At 72.1% G+C, this 16,775-nt stretch carries 5 protein-coding genes; all 5 read right to left on the bottom strand.

Going from position 1 to position 16,775, the window contains the following annotated elements; genetic code table 11:
* Positions 1 to 1,670 (bottom strand): hypothetical protein (locus LOY02_RS02725; protein ID WP_317180789.1); only part of this gene is annotated, 1,670 nt, incomplete at its 3' end.
* A complete protein-coding gene (locus LOY02_RS02720) occupies positions 1,663 to 7,050 on the bottom strand; it encodes a hypothetical protein (RefSeq protein ID WP_317180788.1) in 5,388 nt (1,795 codons plus the stop codon). The genes LOY02_RS02725 and LOY02_RS02720, both read right to left, overlap by 8 nt.
* The gene (locus LOY02_RS02715) at positions 7,047 to 10,514 is read right to left on the bottom strand and encodes a hypothetical protein (RefSeq protein ID WP_317180787.1); all 3,468 of its coding nucleotides are present in this window, start codon (positions 10,512 to 10,514) and stop codon (positions 7,047 to 7,049) included. The genes LOY02_RS02720 and LOY02_RS02715 overlap by 4 nt, the downstream gene beginning before the upstream one ends.
* Positions 10,514 to 13,933: a DUF6603 domain-containing protein gene (locus LOY02_RS02710; protein ID WP_317180786.1), complete on the bottom strand. Its 3,420-nt coding sequence runs from the start codon at positions 13,931 to 13,933 to the stop codon at positions 10,514 to 10,516. Before LOY02_RS02710 ends, LOY02_RS02715 begins: the two co-directional genes overlap by 1 nt.
* A 3-nt stretch (positions 13,934 to 13,936) precedes the next feature.
* The gene (locus tag LOY02_RS02705) at positions 13,937 to 16,588 is read right to left on the bottom strand and encodes a S8 family serine peptidase (protein ID WP_317180785.1); all 2,652 of its coding nucleotides are present in this window, start codon (positions 16,586 to 16,588) and stop codon (positions 13,937 to 13,939) included.
* Positions 16,589 to 16,775 lie beyond the last annotated feature (187 nt).

Raw genomic sequence — 16,775 nt, 5'->3', positions numbered from 1 at the left:
ACAGGCACGGTGGGCAGACCGGGCACGATCCGCGGCAGCGCGGCGCGCTGTAGCTGGATCTGGCGGTTCGAGCCGTCCACGTGGACCGGCACGAACGGGATCCAGTGCTCTGGTACGGATGACATCGCCTCGTAGCGCACGTCCGCGACCCGGGGCTCGTCCGGCTCCGGCTGGGGCACGGCGTCCCCGAGACGCTGGAAGTATGCCGCTGTCTGCCCGGCTGCCAACCCGCCCGGCATCCCTCCGCCGGCCGCGGACGGGATGGTTCGCTCCAGGCCCCACACCATGTTGGCCTGCTCGTCCCGGACGAGCGACACCTCCTCGAACGCAGGACCTTCCTGCACCTTCGCGGCCACGGGCAGCACGAGCAGGGAGGTGTCCGCCTCCCCGGGGCCGATCCGCGATGAGGAGAACATCGACCACCGCTGCCAGGTGTCGTCATCGCCGGAACCGGCCGGGGGGATCCAGTACCGCTCACCGAACACGTTCGTCACGGCCAGGCCGCGGACGGTGGCGATCGACGCGACCGGCATCCGCAACTGGGTGAGGAACCAGTCGTTCGCATACACGAGGGCAAACTCGACGAACAACATCGTGGCGAGGTCCGTCGTCGCCGCGTCGACCGCCCCGAGGTTGGTCCGGCCCTCCTCGAACGCCCACCACCGGGTGGCCGGCATGCCCTCGAAGGACACCGGTGAGGGCACGGTCGCAGACCTGCTCTCGACGACCACACCGGGGGCCGCCTGGTCGAGGGGCGTGGTGTCCTGCGGGTCGAGGTCGAGGTGCCACCAGTCGAGGCGGCCGCCGTGGTACTCGCGGGCAGCGTAGCGTCGGGCCGATCCGTCTGCGTTCGGCGCGGCGGCCCGGAACCGGTACTCCAGCCGTTGCGGGTCCCACGCGTCGACCTCGGGTTCCCCGGCCGGCACCACGAGGTCGTGGAACCACTCGACCAGACGCACGCCCAGCCTGTCGAGGAACGGCTCGTCGGCGGCGGCAATCCCCGTGACCCCATCGTATGGCGCCAGTGGCGGCGTGGCCGTGAGCTGCTCGAACAGGGCGCCGCCGTCCAGCGCGCGCCGCCCCGCGACCGCCGCGAATGACTGCCACACCCCGGGATGCGCAGCAAGACCGGCATCGGAGGCAGCGGTGGGATCCGGCGACGGGAACTCGAACGCCTCGCGGAAGTTCGCGGTGTAGTCCGCGGACAGGTCACCCGCCGCCACTGCAGCCGCGAGCCACTTCTCCCAGCGCCGACCCAGCGCGAGACGCAGGTCCAGGGCGAGCGGCACACCGCCGAGACGGAACGCGAACGGGCGCCGCTCGACTCGGGCCTCCAACGGCAGCGGCCCGTCGAACGCGGTCACCGGCGCCTCTCGAGCGCCCAGCTCGGTGAGCTCCGTGCGCTCGACGAGCAGCTGCGCGGACACCGGCGAGCCCGCATCGTCGGCCTGGAACTCGCCGAGCTGCCACTGCCGGGTCAGCAGCCAGAGCGGGTCGCGCACCTCTGCGCGCAGGGACCGTTCGAAGGATCGGGTCCGGGGCCGACCTTCGAGCCGGTTGTAGACGGTGACCGAGGGGAACACCTGGGCGGTGAGCGCCTCGCTCATCTCGGCGGGCCCGGAGATGAGCTCGTAGCCGGCCGATGCCGCGGAGTGGGAGATCTCAGCCATCGCCGTCCTCCAGGGTGACGTGCACGAGGTTGCTCACGGCATACGACAGCCCGATGGAGATGCCGTGCGTGGTGAGAGCCGTGATGGTCGCGGGCAGGAACCGCGCGACGGCGTCCGCGTCGAGCTGCCCTGGCTCGACGGCGCGCTGGCGGGCCAGCCGCATCGTGTCCGGGACCGCCTGGCGCAGGTCGTCCCAGGTCCATGTCTTGCCGCCCGATGCAGGGGTGACCAGGAGGAGGGACTGCGGAGCCTCGCTCGAGGGCTGGTCGTAGTGGAACGCGAGCCCCACCGTCGTCTCGTCACTCGGAAGCACTTCCGTCCACGCGTCCACCAGCAGGCCACACACGTCGCCTGTCGGGTCGAATCCGGCCGGGTACTGCGCCGTGTACAGGAGGTGCTCACCGGTCAGGTCCTGCCCGGGTGGGAACTCCATGGCGAGCCATGCATCCCCGGGGCGGTAGGGCAGCTGGATCGGGGTGAGCTCCGGGTCGACCTGAACCAGGGCCCGAGCCAGCAGCCCAGCCTGCTCGAGCCGGCGCAACGGCTCGCGAACCCGGGCCGCCGAGTGCACCCAGTCCTCCACCGGGAAGTCCCGGGCCGTCGCGACGAGGTGCGCCAGCAGTCCGGCCTGGTCGCCGAGCGCCTGGGCCCACTCGGCCGCCGCCGCCGTGGGGACGGTGAACCGCGGCACGATGAGAAACCCCTCGCCGAGCAGTGCCTCGGCCGCTGCTTCGAGCGCGGTCAGCGCAGCGGGCGGGTCGGTCGCCGCAGCATGGTCGGCGAATGCTGTCGTCGCCGCCGCGTCGCGGGCGCTGAGCACCTCGGCGAGGGAGCGCACCCCGGCCACGACGTCGTGCACCAGCGCGATCATCGCCGCTTCCGTGCTCGCCACCTCGAACGGGGTCGGGTCCACGTCGCTGACCGGTAGGTGGCCGAGCAGCTCAGTGCGCAGCGAGACGAGGCCGGGTGCCGTGGTGGCCAACAGCGCGCGCAGCCCGTCCGCGCGGCCTGCGAAGGCGTCCCGCCGCGCTTGCACCGCGGCGAGCTGGAGGACAGGCGTCGCCTCGGGCTCGGCCAGACCGCCGGCCTGCGCGGGCACGATGGCGCCCTCGATCGCAGCGAGCGCGGCGAACCGCTCCTCGTCCGGGGTGCCAGCCGGCAGATCCGCATAGTCCTGCAGGGCCGCGTCGATCCCGACGAGGCGAGCATCCCACCGGGCGAGCAGCTCCCGGACCCGGTCCATGGTGCGGGCGTACTGACCGGCGCGTGAGGCGATCGCCTGGCCCCACCCGGATCCGGGGACCGCCAGGCGCGCGCCGCGTTCCAGCAGCGCGACCGCGTCGTCCACCGCCGTGTCCGCGTCGTCCAGCACTGCGTCGCGATGAGTGGCCAGGTCGGCGAGGCGGGGCTCCCACCCGTCGAGGTAGGCGGTGACGTCGGTGAGCAGGTCGCCGAGCAGGCTGTGCACGGCGAGGAGCCGCGCGGGGTCCACGACGGCCACGGCGTCGAGGTCCGCCGCGGCCTCCCCGGCGAGCACGACATCGGTCGGCCGCAGTGCCCGCGCCGTGGTGACGATCGAACGCAGGTGGTCGCACTGCGCTGCGATGTCGAACACCGGAACCTGCCCGGGATCGGCCTCGCGATAGGCGATCTCCAGCCGGGCGTCCGGACGAGGGGTCGTCGGAGGAGAGCCGCCCGGAGTGGTCAGCACGTGACGCACCACCCGGTCGTCGAGCTCGTCCATCGCCTGCTCGCCGGAGCGGAGCAGCTCCACGACATCCCGTGCCCGCAGGCCGAGGTCAGCGAGGGTTACGGCGGTGAACTCGTCGGAGCCGTCGACCGGGTCCTTCCAGTGAACCCGGCACGCCACCGTATCGAGCGGCGGCAGCAGCGCGGCACAGTAGGCGTCGACGGCCGGCTCGGCGAGCGCGCGGGGGGTGGCCCCCACGCCGGCGCTCGCGGCGGGGTCGAGATGGATGCCCACCCGGTGGGTCAGTGTCACGCCGGTGGCCGGAGTGCGCACCACCTCGATCTCCGGGGGTCGGTGACCGGTCTCGACGGTGCGCAGCGCCGCTCCTGCACGGTCTGCGCTGCCCTGGGTCGCCTGGTGCACCGACTCGGCGAGGGCGAGGTCGCCGACGGCATCGCGCAGATCGCGCAGCGCGGCGACCTCGCGCTCGATCGCCGCGCGTTGGGCGGCGCTCGCGTCGGCACGCAGTACCGACGCGGGCAGCCCGAACGGGTAGCTGAAGGCCTGGTTCTGCTCGACGTGCTCCACGAGCCGCAGACCGTCCAGGACGTTCCGCGCCTCGATCGCCTCGATCGAGACGCCCTCGGTCTGCGCGGTCGAGTCCAGCCGGTTGGACCGCAGCGGGAAGCGCAGCCGGAGGTCGTAGATGAACTCGTCCACCTCGGCGAAGCCCGAGGCATCGTGCAGTCCGCGTTCGAACGCGTACCCGAGCAGCTCGGCGAGGCTCTGGCCCTGACGCATCCCGGCGAGCACGTCCATCGCCTTGCGCACCCGCTCGGAAGACAGGTTGACCGTCATCGCCTGGGGGTCCGCCGGCGAGGCGCTCGCCAGGTATCCACTGCGCAGCACCGACGCGGTCACTGCCTGGTTGAGGCTCGGCGCGAGCAGGTGTCCGCCGCTGTCGGGGTCGCGCTGCAAGGCGGTTCCTTCGGCGAACGCAGCGGCGAGGTCGTCCGGCAGTTCCACCGGCACCGGGTCGGTGCGATTGCGCCGCACGTCCTCGAGCCAGCCGTAGGCGCCGAGGTGGATGCCGCGCCGAGGCGTCTCCGGACGCTCGGGCTCGCCGTCCTCACCGGGCTCGCCCGCCTCGCCGCGTGGTCCGTCATCACCGGGCTCGGTGTGCTCGGCCGTCTCGACATCGTCCTGCGGGATGCCCCGCATCAGCTCCAGCTGGGCGTTCACGAGTCCGAGCCGCCACGCGTCGAGGCGGTAGGTGACGGTGTCGAGGTGCTCGACCATCGCCCGCTCCAGCCGGGCCGTCGAGGCGTCCACGAGCAGCTCCAGGGCCTCGACCTGCTCGCGCAGCACCCGGGTGCTCGGGTGCGTGTGCAGCACGTGGCTGATCTGGGCGGCGACGCTCCAGTCCTGGCCCGGGGAGATCCGCGGGTCGTGGCGGTACAGCGGGGCGTAGCGCGACTCGCTCGCCGATCCGGGATCGACGTGCACGAACGCCGGCTCCCGGCGGAGCGCCCGCACGGTGGCAGCGTCGTAGCCGACGTGGTCGTGCAGCCGCCAGGAGGACTCGGCGTAGCCCAGGATCAGGGCGTGTCGGGCGAGCAGGAAGAGCAACGTCGTCGGCACGGCGTCCACGAAGCCACTCGTCGTGCGCACCGCGTCGAGAGAGGTCTGCGCCGCATCGAGCAGCCACTGCAGGTAGTTGCGCTCACCGGTCGCCCAGACCCGCACGGCCTCCGTCTCGGAGAGCGGCCGGTCGTCCACGAGCGGGCCTTTGAGCGGAGCCTGCCGGCCGTGGAAGTACAGGTCGAGCAGCGGCGGCCGCTCGTCCCCGTCGTAGCCGAGGCGCTGCAGCAGCTCGAGCGCGGGACGGTCCAGCCCGGCCTTGACCCACGACTCCCAGAAGTCGGCGGACCATCCGCCCAGACCGGCCGTGTTGGCGATCTGGTCGATGGACTCGGCGTAGCGGTAGTGGAACTCCGCCGAGGCCGGGTGCAGCCCGAGGATGCCGAGCAGCGTCTGATGCGCGTCGAGACCCGCCGCGCCGCCGCGTCCCAGAGAGGGCACCGTCGCCACGAGGTCGTCCCAGTCCTCGTCGGCGAGCGTCAGCAGGGCGTGCAGCCGGGTCAGGAAGGCGGGACGTGGGCTCAGGTCCAGCTGCGGGCGAGGGCGCAGCCAGGTGATCCGGGAGAATGCCGTCGTCGTCGTGATGCCGTACGGCTGGCGACCCACCCGGAAGGCGGGCAGCGAGCCCCGTCCGCGCACGTGGTGCGTGAAGAACCAGCGAGCCTGCTCGACGGTGGGGTCCGAGATCACCGGCTCGAGCTGGGTCCCGAGCAGATAGCCCATCGTGGCCGGCCAGAGCAGCGCCTGCATGGCGCGGGCGTCGCGCTGGTCGAGGCCGTGGGCGCCCGGCACCCCGACCAGGGTATCCGGGTCGATGCCGAGCAGGTCGGCGAACCACTGTCCGTCCCGGCGCAGCAGCGGATCCGGTTCCAGCGGGACGGCCCCCAGCCGCATCGCGTCGAACGAGGTGTCCGGGTCGTCGATGGCGGAGTGCCCGGAGTCGGACGCCTCTGTGTTGTTGGTCGCCGTGCCCTGCGGGACGAAGGACAGTCCCGCACCGGAGAAGCGATGGTGGCGCAGCAGGGTCTGGAGCCGGTCGGCGGACGTGTGGGGCCCGTCCAGGACGCGGACCCCGACGACATACAGCCGGTCGAACCCGGCGGTCGACTGGCCGGGCTGGAGGTCGATCCGGATACCCAGCCCGTCGTGCACGGCGCGGTCGAAGTCGGTCAGCCAGGCCAGCTCGTCGGGCAGCGCGAGCCGACCGTCGGCGGCGCTGACCGCCTCCTCGGCCGGGGCCAGCGGATCCGGGCCGGTGAACACCTCCGGCGGGACCGGACGCCCGAGCCACTCGGTGCGCTCGTCTCCCGACTCGGTGACGAACACGAAGCGGTCCGGCAGCAGCGCGGCCCGCGGGGCGCGGTGCCACGTGGCGGAGGTCGTCTCGACGTCGGGGAAGACGGGGTCGGCGGCAGGGTCCGTCGGTCCCTGCGGCCTTTCCTCCTCGTTCGTGGGCCGGACCACGGAGACCATCCAGGCGCCCCGCCCCGATCCGTGGCTGTGGACCAGCCGGTGCCACGCGGCCCGCTCGCCGTCCTCGTTGCCTGCCGCGGCCCACACCTCGGTCCAGAATGCCTGTGCGTCGCTCACCTCGGAGTCGCTCAGCTCCTCCCCGAAGGCATCGACCGAGACCGTGTCCGGGAACACCCGGACCCAGAGCTGCTCGCGGCGCACTCCGGAATCGGGGTCGACGACGTGCATGAACCGGGTCTCGAGTCGCACCGGGAACAGCAGGAACGGGATGTCGGCCGACAGGCCCGCGATGAGCTCGCGTGGGTCGACGACGTCGACGGCGAGCTCGAGCCCCGCGGCGAGCGCCTCACGGGCCTCCCGGCGAGCGTCCTGGGCGGTGCTGCTGCGGCGCTGGGCCCGCTCGAGCTCCCGCTGGGCCCGGGCGAGGGCGGTCTCGTCACCGGCTCGCCTGGCGGCCTGCACGCCCACCTCGGCGGCCCGCACTGCTCCCGCGGCCCGGACTCGGTCGTGGGTGGCGCGCTCGCTCGCCTGCTGCGCCTGCGCGATGGCCTGGCGGACCTCGTCGACGCTGCTCATTCGTCCTCCCTGCGGAGCATCTCCACGGCGTGCACGGCAACGAGCACGGGCGACTGGTAGGTCAGGTATGCCCAACGGGCGGCGCTCGTGGGTGCGGCGGCGAGGACGGCGAGGTCGTCGCTGCGTTGCTCGAGCTTCTCGGCGTCGTCCGGTTCGACGCTCGGGTCGAGGGTGAAGGGGCTCAGCGCACTCGCGGCGAGGAAGCTGCCCTCGGCCGTGCCGATGGTGGGCCACGCGATGTCGTTGACCGTCTCCGGGGGGTCCGAGCTCTCGGGCTCGATGTCGAAGCCGAAGCGAGGCTCGCCTGGCCGCTCCTTGATGCAGAAGAACCATCCGGCGTCGTCGTCCGGGTCGGACCCGTCGCCCCCCATCGCCTCGGCGACGGTCAGGTCGAAGCCGAAGAAGGTGATGTCCGGGTGGACGCGGGCCTCGTACAACGGGGTCTTGACGATGTCGTCGGGCGGATCGGCCTCCTGGCCGGGCTGCAGGTCGACGAGCCGGCGTTCGTTCTCCGGGTGGGCGCGACCGTCGAGCGGCTCCCACCGGGCCCGGTGCGCATAGATGATCGCGGTCGGGTACTTCTTGAGCAGTTCGCCGCGGATCACCAGGACGGCCTCGGACTCGGTCTCGCCGGGCGTCTCGCGGTGGTCGTGCTCGCCCAGTCTCGAGGCCTTCGGCCAGCGGTGCAGCTCGGGGATGTCGAGGAGCGACTCCGTGGCCTGCTCCGGCGTCAGCCCGGGCTGAGGGCGAGCGCCGGACACGTCCCAGAACTGGCGGAACGGCGTGCCGCGCTGGTCGGTCGGGTACTCGCGCCAGAGCAGCTCCCGGGCCATCTCGTGGTTGAGGCCGACGAGGTACGCCTCGATGAAGGGCTGGTTCGTCTCGAGCAGGGAGATCGTGTTGGGCGGGATCCGGTTGAGGTTCGGCAGGAGGTACTCGTCGGAGAGGTCCCGCAGCGGCTCGTACATCGGGCTGTCGATCCTGGGGTAGGCCATGACCTCGCCGAAGTCCTCGACCATCTCGGTGGCGATACGGGGCGGCAGACTGATCCCCGCGAGCACGCGCTTGGGGATCGTGACCGCCGGCTCGACGGCGGCCGCGGTGCCGGTCGCGAGGGAGGCCAGCCCGGTCGGGCCGAACTGGGCCGGAACGGCGGCGACACCGACCCGCTCGCTGGCGCCGTACAGCCGGGCCCAGTCGCGAAGGGCGTCCTTGAGGCGCGCTGCCGTGGGCGAGTCCCCGCTGGACCCGGGCGACGACGTGGGCGGGGCCTCGCCGGGCTGGATGAGCTCGAACCCCGGGGCGTCCGGCAGCCGATCCACGTGCTCCTCGGTGAGCCCGCCGGGACGGACCGAGTCCGCGCGGTCCAGCGCGGACTCGCTGCGTCGGAGTGCCTGCCAGAGCGCGACGAGCAGCAGCCCGACGAGCACGATGCCCGCGCCTGCGACGGAGCCGGCGCCTCCCGCCACCCACAGGAGCGCGCCCGCGATGACGAGGACGACGGCCAGCGTGAGCACCAGCCAGGGCAGGGCGCGCCACCGTCGCAGCAGGTCGAGCAGCCACCCGGCGATGCCACCGGGCACCCACGAGGGCAGCGCGACGTCGACGGTATCGGCGACATCGTCCGTCGTGACGACCCCGGGCGGGGTCACCTTGGGTGGCGCGGGCGATACCTCGCCCGAGTCGACCCGTTCGAGCAGCGTGTCCAGCGTGACCCCGCCGCCGAACGGGAGCTGCCGGGCCAGCCGGGCGCCGGGGCGGGTGGCGCGGCGCAGTGGGGCGGACAGCAGGGTGGGGCCGGCAAGGGACGTGGCGAAGCGGTGACTCAGCGTGGCCGCGCCGGACGAGGGTGCGGTCACCCCCGGTGCCGACTGGTAGGGCGTCGCCGTGGTGACCTTCGCGTCAGGGAGGAGCACGTGCCGGTGCGCCGGGGCGGTCAGGCGAAGCACGCGTTCGGGACGGGTCGTCACGCTCGGCGTCAGCTGGGCGGACCACCAGCTCTGCGAGACGAGCCGGGCGAGCTGGGCCAGCCGAATCCGGCGGTTCGCCTCCAGAACGTCGCCGATCTGCCCCCAGGCGGCGTCCATGTACCGCTCCTGGTTGGCCTGCACCACCCGCGTGCCGAAGCCGGCGGCGAGGCGATGCCGCGGGTCGAGGTTGAGCTCGTGGACCCAGTTGTCGTCCGGGTGCGCCGGGTTTCCGTCACGGTCGACCAGGAGCCGTTGGGTGAGGGCGTGCCAGCGGCCGTACAGGGGCGCGGTGATGAGCGGGTCCGGGCTGCCGGTCGGGTCGATGCCGGAAGCCCCGTTGGCGGCGTCCGCGGCCTGCACGGCGTAGTCGTCGGGAAGGTTGACGAAGGCCGCCATGTCCGCCTGGAAGGGCTGCGGGTAGGGCGCCGCCGCCGGCGGGGACTGGTCCCACTCCTCGAAGCGGTGGCGGGTGGCGGCCTCGTCCTCGGTGAGCGCCTCGTCGGGGACCCGGAGCGCCCCGCCGAGCTTGAGGATGCCGCCCAGCGCCGGGTCCGTCACGCCACGCAGGCCGCTGCCCGGGTGGCGCAGGTCGACGTCGCGCACGCCCACCCGGGCGTCCAGCGGGCGCGGCTCGAGGAGGCGCACGAGGTACTCGAAGTCACCCTGGTCGCCGGTGCGGAAGTACCAGCGGTGGTAGTACGGCAGCAGGCTTGCGGCTGGCTTGCCGGAGTATGCCGCCCACGCAGAGACCGTCGCGTGTGGCGCCCCTGCGGGGTCGAGGCCCAAGCCGGCGAGCCGACCGGTCTCGAAGGTCGGCACCACGAAGGCGTGGTAGCGGGTGTTGGGGGTGAGCCGGCGCGGGCAGATGAGGCGCGAGTAGGCGATGTCGTGGTTCGACCCGACGGACGCGGCGAGCCGCGCCGCGACCCCCGCCGCGTCGCCGTCCACGAGCCTGCCGTCTGCAGGGGACAGGGACGCGTTGACGTGCACGTGTGCCCAGGCCCACAGCTCCTCCGTCGGCGGCAGGGCGCCCGGATCGAGCACGTCGATCGCGGGCAGCGGTTGCTTCCCGCTGGTCGTGGCGTCGCGGAACTCCTCGGTCTCCTCGAGCACGACGAGAGCGATCCACGGACGCAACCGCAGGCCGTCCCCGCTCGGCGCCGCAGGCGTGTAGCGCCATGGCAGGTCCTCGTCGTAGAACTCGATGTGCGCGACGTAGTTGGGTTCGGCGTTGGTGATCCAGTCGCGCGGGTCGGTGCGCACGATGGCTCGCGGGTCGATGCCGACGACGTCCCCCGGGCCGAACAGCTGGACGTTCCGGGAGACCGGCGAGGGGGTGAGGGGACTGCCGGACGCCGCCTGGCCGGTGATCGTGAGGTTGACCCCCACGCTCGCGCGGGCGGTCACCGTGGGGTCGCCGTCGGGAGAGCTGATCTGCCCGGCGAGGCCCTGGCGCAGCCACGGTAGGAACGAGTAGCTCGACGGCTCGCTCATCACCCCACCGCCTCGAAGGCCGGCACGACGTGCAACGTCGCGGCTCCCGCGCCCCCGGCGACCTGGTCGGCGAGGTAGTCGCGGGCCTGGGACTCGTTGGTGAACGTGGCGATGACGGAGTTGTCCACGGCTGACGCCACGGCGAACTGCTCCGGACCGGCCTGCACCTTCTCCGCGAACGGCTGTGCGAGGGTCTGCTGGTACTGCGAGAGGGGGTTCCTCGAGACGGCGGCCCCCCGCAGGAAGAACTGGAACAGCCCGGAGAGCACCACCTGGAACCGCTGGCGACGGGCGCGCAGCCAGCCCGTGTCGACCGTGATGAGCTCGTAGCGCACGACGCGGCGGACCAGGGGCCCGGTGCGCAGCGTCTCGCCCGCGGCGGACAGCTCGATGCCGCCGTGGCCCGGCTCGAAGGACTTCCGGGAGAGCCGTTCGGCGTCCTTGAGGTCGTTGAACTGGGCGGGCGCGAACGACTCGAGCACGTCACCCTGCTTGGCCAGCTCGCTGGTGTCCACCTCGAGCGCGAGCCTGGTGACGTCCTGGGCCTTCGCGTTGCCGAGCCTGCTGATCGACTGGTCGAGCGGGACGAGACGCTGGGTGACCTGCAGGGTGCCGACCGGGTGCAGCACGAGCGTGTCGACCAACGGGTCGAGCTCGCGCAACGACACGAGCGGGGAGGCGTTGGCCGGGAGCAGGGTGCGCCAGTTCTCCAGCTTGTCGTACTCCGCGACGAGCAGTGGCAGCACGTCGACCCCCGGCAGTGAGGAGTCGGCCGCATCGCCGAAGGTCTCGTCGAAGTCGACGTCGATGTCCCAGAACAGCAGCGAGAGGGAGCCGGTGCCGCGGGCCCGCCACGGGGTCGGACCGGACAGCGCCAGTGACAGCCGAATGGTGAACACGTCGAAGCCGAACACCCGCAGCGACACCGCCCCTGAGATCGCGACGATGAAGCTGAACGGGGAGAAGATGAACAACGCGTCGAAGGCGAGCTGGCCGGTGATCCCGAAGTCGTCGAAACCGAACCGCAGGTCGAGCCGCGCGCCGAACTGGGCCGAGTTGCTCGTCACGGCGAAGTAGCCCTCGACCCGGATCATCGCCCAGGGCAGGTCGACGATGCTCACCGCGATGCGATTCGGCACGGGCACGGGCAGGGGCGGCGGGTCGAAGTCGGGATGGAAGCCCCCGACGGACAGCACGAAGACCGCGTCGCCGCCGAAGTCGGCGAGGACCGCCATCTCCCCCTCGATGGTGAGGTACAGGATGCGCGAGTCGTAGATCGCCGCGAAGAAGTAGACCCGCTCCTTGTCGAACTCGATCGCCCCGACGAAGTTGACCTGCAGCACGATCACGGCGACGTCGTCGGCGGGCAGCGCGACCCGCAGGATGCCGACGATCGCGATGTTGCCGGGGATCTCGATGACGATGCCGAGGGACAGGCTGGCGAGGGTCGGGGTACCCCAGCCGATCTTCGCCATGGGACCAATGAGGAAGATGCCCTCCTGCGGTGGGAAGAAGGCCCGCAGGTCGGAGATGATCCGCTGGGCGTTCGCGACGACGTCCTGCGGGAACATCACCGAAGCGATCGCGTTCGTCCGGACGCCCTCGACCAGAGCCGGCAGGTTCATCGTCCGGTTCAGGCCGAGGATGCCGCCCACGCCGAGAAGGGTGAACCCGAAGCCGAGCTGCAGACCGGTGCCGAACTCCGCGGTGATGACGATGAGCAGCGAGAAGCCGTCCGAGCCGTCCGGCATCCGGGTCGTGATCAGGCCGATCGCCTTGACGGAGACGATCTCGGCGATGTCGAGCTCGAGGACGCCGGCGTACTCGCCGCGCTCGGTGTCGATGTACAGGTAGCCGCCGCCACGCACCACGCCCGCGTCGATGCTCAGGCCGACCCCGTTCGGGGGCTTGAACTCGAAGCCGAGGTCGAGCGGCCCGAGGTTGCCGCCTTCGGGCGGGAACGTCAGCCGGGCAAGGACGCCGATCCGGTCGACGGCGGCCTCAAGCGGCCCGAGGTTCGCCGAGAACGCGCCGGACAGCTCGATGGGCAGGGACAGGGCGCCGCCCTGGTCCTCGATGCTGACCTGCAGGTACAGGGCGGTGATCTCGATCGGACCGAGCGAGATGTGCGTCGGGACCGCGATCTCGAGGCCCCCGCTGCCCTCGACCTGCAGCCCCGTGGACGGGGACCACAGGGCAGCGAGGTCGAGGTTGGCATCGATACCGAAGCCGCTCGCGACGGCGCCGATGAAGCCGTCCGCCTGGGAGAAGTCGATCACGAGCCGTCCGCCGGCGAGCTCGAGGCGCGCGCGGGGCTCGATGCTCACCGGCTGGCCGACGCCGGCCGAGCCGGAGAGGCCGAGGCTCGTGGCGAAGCGCTGCAGCTCCAGCCGTGAGCTCCCGGCCGCACCGAGCAGCATCATCGGGCCGGACGGGTTCTCGGCCTGCAGGCCCAGGTCGAGGTCGATCCCGACGGACCCCGACGGCGGGGTGATGGTCAGCTCGAGGGGGTAGCGGATGACCGCCCCGATGCCGGCGTCGAAACGCGCCGCGGAGGTGAACGACAGTGACCACCGGTCGCCCAGTGGAAGGGTGAACGTGACATCCTGCGTGGCCGGGACGCGCAGGTCCGCCGTGAAGGCGGGAGGGGAGCTGCTGGGGTCCGTGGACAGCCGGACGACGTACGCCTCGAGGATGGGTGGGCCCGACGGCGGGGTGATGATGTCGACTGCGAGGTCCAGCGACTCCAGGTAGGTGGCCAGCGGGACGAACAGCTCCATCGCGTCGAAGCCCGGTTCGCCGAAGCGGAAGGCCGCGCTGAGATAGTCCTGCGGGGCGGTCAGCATCGTCACGATGCGATCGAGGAAGAGGGCGCGGCGCCGCACCGGCGGACGGGTCGGATCGCCGGCGACGCCCGGCTCGATCGCGTCATCGACCAGGCCGAGCAGCGTGAGGGCGGTGTAGACGCCGGCGCTCCGGGTCTCCAGGTACTCCACCAACATCCACTCGAGCAGCCGGCCCGGCAGGGCAGCCGCCTCGGCGGCGAGGTGGCTGCGTTGGTCGGTAGTGAGCCCCGGCGCCGCGGCGACAGCGGCGTCCAGCGCGGGTTCCAGCGCGGAGATGGCTTCCACGACGTCCGCGATCGCGCCCAGCAGGGGGGCCGCCGCGGCGACGATCGCCTCCGCGTCCTCGCCGTCGATGGCGTCGACGAGGTCCGCGACGAGCGGGGCGAGCGCGCCCGCCTTGACCGCCGCGCCCCCGATCGCGGTGGCTGCGGTGGCGAACCCGCTGGGCAGGTTCAGCCCGAGCTCGCCGAGGAAGGCCGGGGCCGCCTCGGGAGCCAATCGCTCCTGCAGCGGTATGAGGGCGCTCGCGAGCTCGCGAGCAATGACGTCGACGGTTCCCGGTTGGTCGGCCATGGGCTACCCGGGCACGTCGATCGACTCGATCCCGGCAAGGTCCAGCCCGGGCAGCGAGAGCAGGAAGCCGCGGTGCTGCTCGATGGCAGTGCGCAGCGGCAGGCTGCCGGCGTCGGACAGCGCATCGAGGAAGCGCTCCAGGCCTGCGGCGACATCCCGGCCGTCGATCACCTCGGGAACCCGTGTGGGCCCCTCCCCCGAGGTGTCGAGCGCGGCACGTAGCAGGGCCGGGCCGCCCATCCGGTGCCAGGCCACGGCCACCCGACGGTCGGTGTTGACCAGGCGGATCCCCTCGTTGAGGTGAGTGCTCACCAGGGCGAAGCCGAGCTGACCGGCCGGCGTGCGGAGCATGGCGGCACGCAGGTCGGCGAGGTCGCCGCCGCGACGCGCCGTCGCGGCGGTACGCGCCCGGCCGCCGACGAGGACGAGACCCCCGACCGGAGTCTCCTCCGGCGCTGATGCGCCCACCGATACGGCGTCGCCGGCCGATGCCACCACCGGAACGGCCTGCACCGTCGTCTCGGCGTTGACGATGCCGGCGCCCCAGTCCTGATCCGGCAGCGTGGGGCCGGTGACCGGATCGGGCGGGTCGGCGTGGGTCCGCAGGTGTTCCCGGACCTGCTCCCAGGTCAGCGAGCGGTTGCGCTGCAGCATGAGCGCGATGATCCCGGTGACGTGCGGGGCGGCCATGCTCGTGCCGCTCTTCGAGGTGTAGAAGTCGTAGTTGCAGCAGTCGCAACAGACGCCGTCATCCTTCGCGCCGCTCTTGGCCGCCATGATCTGTTGACCCGGCGCGGCGAGGTCCGGTTTGGTGTCGAAGCCCGCGCGCAGGTCGGTCGTCGGCCCGCGGCTCGAGCTCTCCGCGAGCGTGTTGTCCCTGTGGTCGTAGTTCGCGACCGTGATGATCCGGTGCGCGGTGCCGGGCGGGGTCAGGGTGAACTGACGGTCCTGGTCGTCGTTCGTGAACCTCGGGTGCTGGTCGGTCTTCTCGACGTCGATCCAGCAGTGGACGTCGACCTCCGTCCCGGCGGTCTCGGTCAACGTGAAGACCCACTCGCCGGGGCGGACCTGGCCGTTGGCCGGCGGGGAGATCCGCACGAAGATGTTGTGCGTGTCGGGGCTGGACAGGTTGGTCCGGCTGTTGACGAGGATCGAGTGGCCGTGCAGGTTGAGGGTCTGGGACCCGCCGTCGGGCGCGACCGGGCCCACGACCGTGGCGCTCGCGGGTGCCTTGACGGTGATGGAGAGCCGCCCGGCGCCGGTGTACCAGAAGTCGAACTCGTCGTCGTTCTTGTCCTTCGGGTTGACGACGGCGGTCATCGTGGTCGTGGCGGTGCTCGGCGGGACGGTCTTGCGGGAGTGCGAGGCGCTGCCGGGCCAGAACATCTGGGGTCTGGGCTGGTCGTGGTCGTGCCGGCGCCCGTAGTTGCCGGCCGACTTGACGATGACGCGCCCCGGGGGGCTCGCGGCCAGGGCTGCGTCGATGTCCTTCTCGAACTGCGTCGAGCCGTCGCGCGCCCCACCTTGCGAGCCGGTGAGGGAGAGGTTGACGACGGCTGCGACGGGATGCCCGGCATCAGCGGCCTGCTGGTCCGCGACCGTGAACACGTGGTTGACCCCCCGCATCGTCTGGGAGTCGACCCACGAGGTCTTGACGGCGACGAGGTCCGCCTCGGGCGCGACCCCGACGAAGTAGTCCGCGAGGTGGCAGTTGCCTGCCTGCGAGCCGTCCCCCGCGGCGATACCCATGACGTGCGTGCCGTGGCCGCCCGCATCCCAGCTCATGAAGACGTTGGGCGGAGCGCCGAGCGCGCCGTCGATCTGCTCCCTGGTGTACTCGCGGCCACGCACCACGGTGATGTCGGTGCCGCCCGGGGTGATCGTCGAGACGGGGACGGTCAGCCGGTTCACGTCCTGGTGCAGGTAACGCCCCTGGAACGCGATCACGATGGGGGCGCCCGGCAGTGGCCCGCCGGTCACCGCGACGTCACCGGGCTCGATCGCGGCGATGCTGTGGAGCGCCGCGAGAACCTGTGACGCTGTGGCGTCGAACCCGATCGTCGAGGTCTGTTGCGTGGTGCCGCTGCCCGGCTTCCCCTTCGGCGGGACCCAGCCGAGCCGGATCGAGCCGCCGGTGGGGACCCCGGTCGCGGTCAGGGTGTAGGGCGCGGTGAGGTCGAGCAGGGAGAGCAGCCGCGTGCTGCCGTCTGCCTTGCGGAATGCCTGGTGGAAGATGTCGATCCCCGAGTCGACGACCCCGACGATGACGCCGGCGCCGGTCAGCCCGAGGGCCCCGGTCCGTACCGTGTCGGCGTGGGTGGCGGGGACCGAGGAGTGCAGGTCTCCTCGCCCCTGGTCCTCGACCTCGACCGAGATGACCCCTGGCACCTCGACCAGGTCGGTGACGTACTCCACGCGGATGTGGCCGGAGACGACGGTGCCGGCTCCCGGTGAGATGTCGCGCAGCCCAGCGGCGCCCAGGGCTGCGAGGTCCGCACCGTCGACCTCGACCATGACCGTGATCAGCGCGGAGGGGCTCTGCGCCCGTGCGTCGGGCAGCAGCACCTCGCGCCGGACCGGGTTCGGGTCCTCCTGGTGCGCGATCCCGAAGTCGGTGAGGATCGCGCTGAGCCGGGAACCGAGGACGGCGGTCATGGCAGGCCGTCGTCAGGAAGGCACCGCCCCTGTGAGCCCGCGTCAACGAGCCAGTCGGTGGTGAGCGTCCTCGAAGCAACCTCGGCAGTCATCGCGTCCCCCGTCGCAGTGCCGGTTCACGACATCCTCACAAGGTAGCGCCTGATCGAGGCGTGTGAGGGGAATCGGCCGACACCCGCGCCAACCG

The organism is Intrasporangium sp. (genome assembly GCF_032907665.1).
Taxonomy (GTDB): domain Bacteria; phylum Actinomycetota; class Actinomycetes; order Actinomycetales; family Dermatophilaceae; genus Intrasporangium.
The sequence above is the reverse complement of the archived record's forward strand: the minus strand, read 5'-3'. Positions and strand labels throughout refer to the sequence as shown.